We start from the raw sequence: 1,022 nt of genomic DNA on the forward strand, positions 1-1,022 counted from the left end.
CTTCGCTTACTCTCGCGGTATTCCACATCTTCGATCGTTCCCGCTACCTTCTCCAGTGACAGTTTAACGGCTTGTTCCTTCGTGATCATGGTAGTCGGAAAATCCGAAGCAGCCGGATCTTCCGGGTCGTCCGGTGCAGCCTCGGTCGGCCCTTCGGCTGGATCAGGCTCAAGGCCTGTACCTGGTCCCGGTTCGGCTGCGGAGAGCTGGTTAATGGAGACCATCCCGCCTGTGTAGGCATCGACCCGCAGCTCATAACGTCCCGTCTCCGACTGAAGCACCAGACGATACGCATCGCCTTCTCTTACCGTCTCCATGATCTCGCCATCGTACTGACCCAGTACGTATTCCACAACCTCATCTGACGACAGGGCCGTTGCAGTACTCCCCAGCGGATTCCACAAGGCGGCTGTGACGATAAGTCCGGCAGCGACCAGAACGGATCCTAGTATTAATCCAAATTTATTGCGCATTCTATCACCTCGGGTACGTTGTGGCTTACGGGGTCAGTATATCGCACCATGGTTAGAATTTGATGAGAACCGGCATTTTCGTTTATGGTGCCGCTTGGATTCGAATCGTTGCCGTCGTACCCGCTCCCGGCAGACTATCGAGTTCAATCTGCGCGGAGATGGCTTGTGCGATATCGAGCGCCAGTGATAAGCCAAGACCGGCACCGCCTCCCCGACGACTTCGCGCTTCATCCACCCGATAAAAACGATCAAAGACACGTTCAAGTTCGTCTCTGGGAATCCCGATCCCCCGGTCCGTGATCTGAACATGAATTTCCGACTGCTGCCGGACCACCTTGATCACGATCGACTCATCGCTATATTTGAGAGCATTATCAAGCAAAATGAATAACAGCTGTTTGAGCCTGCGGCTGTCGGTCCAGCCCAACATCATCGCTTCGGCTTTCAATTCGATCTGACGGTTGTATGCATCATGGAACGCCTTGGTCGAGGACTTGGTTAAGGCGACCAGATCCACTCGCTCCATCTCCACCTGCCAATCCTCCGGAT

Annotated in this window: 1 protein-coding gene and 2 pseudogenes; all 3 read right to left on the reverse strand. The window is 54.4% G+C overall.

Features of this window, described 5'->3' with window-relative positions:
• Positions 1 to 281 (reverse strand): annotated as a pseudogene (locus ACFRAK_RS29760) (PepSY domain-containing protein); the annotation flags it as partial.
• Positions 282 to 287: 6 nt separating this feature from the next.
• Positions 288 to 473 (reverse strand): annotated as a pseudogene (locus ACFRAK_RS29845) (hypothetical protein); the annotation flags it as partial.
• 82 nt (positions 474 to 555) lie between these two features.
• On the reverse strand, positions 556 to 1,022 hold a 467-nt coding region (locus ACFRAK_RS29765), incomplete at its 5' end, for a sensor histidine kinase (RefSeq protein WP_394573303.1).

The organism is Peribacillus sp. NPDC056705 (assembly GCF_043656335.1).